The organism is Streptomyces fructofermentans, assembly GCF_014651055.1.
Lineage (GTDB): Bacteria > Actinomycetota > Actinomycetes > Streptomycetales > Streptomycetaceae > Streptomyces > Streptomyces fructofermentans.
The window spans coordinates 472,715-477,758 of sequence record NZ_BMWD01000001.1; the positions used below are offsets into that span (position 1 = coordinate 472,715).

At 73.3% G+C, this 5,044-nt stretch carries 5 protein-coding genes; 2 read left to right on the plus strand and 3 right to left on the minus strand.

Going from position 1 to position 5,044, the window contains the following annotated elements; translation table 11 throughout:
- Positions 1–44: 44 nt before the first annotated feature.
- The 3 genes from IE265_RS01960 to IE265_RS01970 form a co-directional block, all read right to left on the minus strand.
- Positions 45–272 (minus strand): DUF3107 domain-containing protein, encoded by a 228-nt coding sequence (locus tag IE265_RS01960; protein ID WP_055610545.1) that lies wholly within the window; start codon positions 270–272, stop codon positions 45–47.
- A 135-nt stretch (positions 273–407) separates the two neighbouring features.
- A complete protein-coding gene (locus tag IE265_RS01965; protein WP_190033498.1) occupies positions 408–1,049 on the minus strand; it encodes a TetR/AcrR family transcriptional regulator in 642 nt (213 codons plus the stop codon).
- A gap of 471 nt (positions 1,050–1,520) precedes the next feature.
- On the minus strand, positions 1,521–1,757 hold the full coding sequence (locus IE265_RS01970) for an Rv3202a family protein (RefSeq protein ID WP_190033499.1): 237 nt from the start codon (positions 1,755–1,757) through the stop codon (positions 1,521–1,523).
- 207 nt (positions 1,758–1,964) lie between these two features.
- Here IE265_RS01970 and IE265_RS01975 point away from each other — a divergent pair, with 207 nt between their 5' ends.
- Positions 1,965–2,954 (plus strand): alpha/beta fold hydrolase, encoded by a 990-nt coding sequence (locus tag IE265_RS01975; protein ID WP_190033500.1) that lies wholly within the window; start codon positions 1,965–1,967, stop codon positions 2,952–2,954.
- Positions 2,955–2,962: 8 nt separating this feature from the next.
- Entirely contained in the window at positions 2,963–4,726 is a 1,764-nt protein-coding gene (locus IE265_RS01980) for a DUF3152 domain-containing protein (RefSeq protein ID WP_190033501.1), read from the plus strand.
- The last annotated feature ends 318 nt before the right edge of the window (positions 4,727–5,044 follow it).

Here is a 5,044-nt window from a genome sequence, read left to right on the forward strand (position 1 = left end):
TGGGGGCCGGTGGCGAATCGCCACCGGCCCCCTCCGACTTCGCCCTACAGCGCGCTGAAGCCCACCTTGCGGGTCGTCGGCTCGCCGAGCTCGACGTAGGCGAGACGGTCCGCGGGGACCAGGACCTTGCGGCCGTGGTCGTCCACGAGGCTGAGCAGCTGCGACTTGCCTGCGAGCGCCTCGGACACCGCGCGCTCGACCTCTTCCGGGGTCTGACCGCTCTCCAGAACGATCTCGCGGGGCGCGTGCTGCACGCCGATCTTGACCTCCACGGCTATGTCCCTCCGACGGTCACTGATGTGCGCGTTCGTCCGCGCCGTACGCAGCACACATTAGCCCGGTGAGGGGACGCGCACGCTCCGCCCGAGAACGCCAGGAGCGAACACCCCGTGGGAACAAAGTCGCGCTCAGTTGTTGTCGGTGCCGTGCAGCGGGAACCCGGCGATGCCCCGCCAGGCCAGCGACGTCAGCAGCTGGACGGCCTGGTCGCGCGGCACGCTGCGGTCGCTGTGCAGCCAGGAGCGCGCCACGACCTGGGCGAGTCCGCCCAGTCCCGAGGCGAGCAGCATCGACTCGGCCGTCGACAGTCCCGTGTCCTCCGCGATGACCGCGCAGATGGCCTCCGCGCACTGGAACGTCACCCGGTCGACGCGCTCGCGCACCGCGGGCTCGTTCGTCAGGTCCGACTCGAAGACCAGCCGGAACGCGCCGCCGTCGTCCTCCACGTACGCGAAGTAGGCGTCCATGGTCGCCCGCACGCGCAGCTTGTTGTCCGAGGTGGAGGCCAGTGCCGCCTGCACGGCCTGGAGCAGCGACTCGCAGTGCTGGTCCAGCAGCGCCAGGTAGAGGTCGAGCTTGCCGGGGAAGTGCTGGTAGAGCACCGGCTTGCTGACGCCCGCGCGCTCGGCGATGTCGTCCATCGCCGCCGAGTGGTACCCCTGCGCCACGAAGACTTCCTGGGCGGCGCCGAGGAGCTGGTTGCGTCGGGCTCGGCGGGGCAGGCGGGTGCCCCTTGGGCGCGCCGCCTCTGTCTGCTCGATGGCTGTCACGCCGCCTCCCAAAATCGTCCACATGCGGTGAGCGCCGCGCCGCCATCGTACTTTTCAGTAACCGTGGTGTGCGCGGTGCGAGCGGAGAATTTCACGGACCGGACGCCGGTCGTGCCGCACGGAGCACATCAAAAAGGGACATGCCGGACGGGCTGATTTCCGGGTCCTGGCCTCCGGTGGTCCCGGCCGGTCGATCCGGCGCCGTGTTCTCCGGTGTGTGCCGGTGTTCTCCGGTGTTCGCCAGTGGTCGTCGTCCGTGGTTGTCGGTGTTCACCTGTGGTCGCCCGCGGTTGCCTGTGGTTGACCGTGGTTGACCGGGGGGTGTCCGTGCTTCCCGTTCCTGTTGACGGGTGGCGGCCGGTCTCCGGGGCTCCGGGTCTCCAGGTTTATGGCTCTCCGTTCGTCCGGGTCTCCCGGGGCGCCGGGTCCCCGACGGTGGCCGTCAGGTGTCGGTGGCCGTCGCGCCGCCGTTCACCGGTAGTCGTCCTCGTCGAGTTCTACGACCCGTGCCTGCTCGACGACGTCCGCCTCGTTCGCGCCGTTCCGTTTCGCGTCGGTCAGCGGGTCGTCCCGGCGGGGAGCGAGATCCGCGTGCTGTTCCGCGGTGTCGGCCTCGGGGGCCTCCACGTCGAACTCGGACCGGTCGCCGCCGGTCTTCGTGTCGTCCGTGTCCGTGAGGGCCTCGGGGTCGGTGGGGTCGACAGTCATGTGTCCTCTTCCCGAGCGATGCGAGTGCGCTCTTACGAGTGCCCTCGTTTACGAAGCGTATGAGACCCGGGATCGAGGCGCTACGCGATCCGGACGCAGGTCGACGGCGATCCGGAGCCCGCCCGGCGGTGCCCCGGCCGCGTCCGGGCCCGTGTCTGTGACGGCGAACACACGATTCGCCGCGTGATCGTCTCGTAACATTGCCGCATGTCTTCGACCGAACTGCCGTCCGTGCCGGCCGTCACCGTCACGCCGAAGGTCAGTACCGTCAGGGTGGCGTCCGGCGAGAAGCTGCGCTCGGTCGGGCTGCCGGGGGTGACGCTGAACCTCCGGTCGAGACCGCCGGCCCGGCCGGGACTGCCGCCCGCGCTGTACGTGCACGGGCTGGGCGGCTCCTCGCAGAACTGGTCGGCGCTGATGCCCCTCCTGGACGGCCTCGTGGACAGCGAGGCCCTCGACCTGCCCGGCTTCGGCGACTCTCCGCCGCCCGACGACGGCGACTACTCGCTGACCGGGCACGCGCGCGTGGTCATCCGCTACCTCGACTCGGCCGGCCGCGGACCCGTGCACCTCTTCGGGAACTCGATGGGCGGCGCGGTCGCCACCCGCGTCGCCGCCGTGCGCCCCGACCTCGTCCGCACGCTCACCCTGGTCTCGCCCGCGCTCCCGGAGATCCGGGCGCAGCGCACGGCGTGGCCGACCGCGCTCCTCGCGGTGCCCGGAGTGGCCGCCCTCTTCACCCGCTACACCCGGGGCTGGTCGGCCGAGCAGCGCGTCCGCGGTGTCACGGCCCTCTGCTACGGCGACCCCTCCTCGGTCACGCCCGAAGGGTTCCGCAACGCGGTCGAGGAGATGGAGCGCAGGCTCGCCCTCCCGTACTTCTGGGACGCCATGGCGCGCTCGGCCCGCGGCATCGTCAACGCGTACACACTCGGCGGCCAGCACGGACTGTGGCGTCAGGCCGAGCGGGTGCTCGCGCCGACCCTCCTCGTCTACGGGGGCCGCGACCAGCTCGTCTCGTACCGCATGGCCCAGCGGGCCGCGCGCGCCTTCCGAGAGTCCCGGTTGCTCACATTGCCTGACGCGGGCCATGTGGCGATGATGGAGCACCCGGAGACCGTGGCCACGGCCTTCCGCGAACTCCTCGCGGACACAGGCGAGTTGGCCGAAGCCGGCGCTACCGGCGCAAGGAGCTGAGGCGGGACGTGGGACGTCACAGCCGTCGCGGGCCCGCCCCCAAGGGCGACGCCGCCGCCACACCCAAACCCCCGGTCGCACGGCCGGAGGCGGGACAAGGAGCCGAGCGCCGCCGCGCCCCCGGGGTCCGGCAGCCCCAGCCGCCCCCACCCGGCACGCCCGCCGGGGGAGTGCCCCGGCTGCCCGAGGGATGGGCGCCCAGGAGGCAGGAGGGACCGCCCGGCCGGACGGCACCCCGCCCCGCGGGCGGGCCGCCCCCGGGCGCACCGCGGTTCTTCGACGGCACGCCCGCCGGAGGTGTCCCGCGGCTCCCCGACGGGACCCCGGCGCACGGCTTCCCGCGACTGCCCGACGGGACTCCCGCCCCCGGCTTCCCCCGGCTGCCCGACGGCACGCCCGCACACGGTTTTCCGCGGACGCAGGACGGCACGCCCGCACGAGGATTCCCGCGACTGCCCGACGGAGGCCCGGCGTACGGGTCGCCGGGCCGTCCCGACGGCACCCCCGCCCGGGGCGCGCCCCGGGTCCGCGGCGGTCACCCCGAACAGCGCGAGACCGGCGGGGGCTGGGGCAGGTTGTGGGGCGGCCCGCCCGCGGGTCCCGGCGGCACGCCTCAAGGGCCGCCGCAGAACGCGACGCGAGGCCCGGTGCGCGGCACCGCGCACGGCGTCCAGCAGGCTCAGGGTGTCGACCAGGTACGTCCGGGGCACCCGGGGCCCATGGTTCCCCGACAGCAGCGGTCCGCGCCGGGCGGCGGTCCGCGGCAGGCCTACGTGGACGCCTTCGACGAGGACGACGACCTCTTCACGGCCCACTCCGCGACGACGACGGCACTGCGCGCCGACCCACGCACCGACGTCGCCGCCCCGGGCACGGGCTGGGACGACGACGAGTACATCGAGCACAGGGTGCCCCCGCGCGGCCCACGGGACCCGCGGGGCGGACCGGAGAAGGCGGGCGGCGGCAAGGGCCGTGCCTTCACGGGCGTCGCGGCGGCCGCCGTGATCACCGTGCTAGCGGTCGTCGTCGCGGGCCAGGTCGCGCGGGGCGACGGGGACGTGGACGAGGCCGGAGGCCCGCGCGCCACCAGCGACACGGACCGGGAGACGAAGGACACCGCGTCACGCACCGACAAGCGGCCCGCCCCGTCCGCGGCGGCGAAGCCGGTCACGCTCTCGTACGGGCAGCGGATGGCGAAGAAGTACGAACTCGCCGCCGACCTCAAGGGCTCGGGCGAGTTCGAGGCGGTCCCCGGACTCGACCGGGCGCCGGGCAAGGGCCGCAAGTACACCTACCGCGTCGACGTCGAGAAGGGCCTCGGCCTCGACCCCAGACTCTTCGCGCGGGCCGTGCAGACGACCCTGAACGACGACCGGAGCTGGGCCCACGACGGCGGCCGGACCTTCGAACGGATCTCGTCCGGCGAACCCGACTTCGTCATCACCCTGGCCAGCCCCGGAACCACGGCGTTCTGGTGCGCCAAGTCGGGCCTCGACACCACCGAGGACAACGTCTCCTGCGACTCGGCCGCCACCGACCGCGTGATGATCAACGCCTACCGCTGGGCGCAGGGGTCCCGGACCTACGGCGCCAAGATGTACGCGTACCGCCAGATGCTGATCAACCACGAGATCGGCCACCGGCTCGGCTACGGGCACGTCACCTGCGACTCCGACGGCGCGCTCGCGCCCGTCATGCAGCAGCAGACCAAGTTCCTCGACCACGACGGGATCAGCTGCCGGCCCAACCCCTGGGCCTTCCCCGACTCCTGACCGCGGGCCACCGGCCGGCGGTCCCCGAACCGCCGGCCGAGCCTCCGCGGGTGTCGGAGCCCCCGCTGATGTTCGAGTCCCGGCGGCGGACGGGCCGCTTCCGGTCGGCGGCGGCGGGACGCCATCCGACGTATTGCCCGACGGCCGCGTCCGACGCGCTCCCCGGCGGCCGGCGGGGCCGGGCCTCCCGGAGCGGTCGGCAGGGCCGGCGAGAGCGCGCGGCGCCATGACGAAACGTGTGCAGTCGAACTCTTAGCGCGACGAAACGCGACCCGCACGTGAAAGTTACGACCGTTCACCCCTTTTGGTGGGGGGGCG

Excerpts from the sequence above, each read along its gene's own strand:
- IE265_RS01970 (WP_190033499.1), bottom strand. The coding sequence starts at position 1,757 with ATGACTGTCGACCCCACCGACCCCGAGGCCCTCACGGACACGGACGAC.
- IE265_RS01975 (WP_190033500.1), top strand. The coding sequence starts at position 1,965 with ATGTCTTCGACCGAACTGCCGTCCGTGCCGGCCGTCACCGTCACGCCG.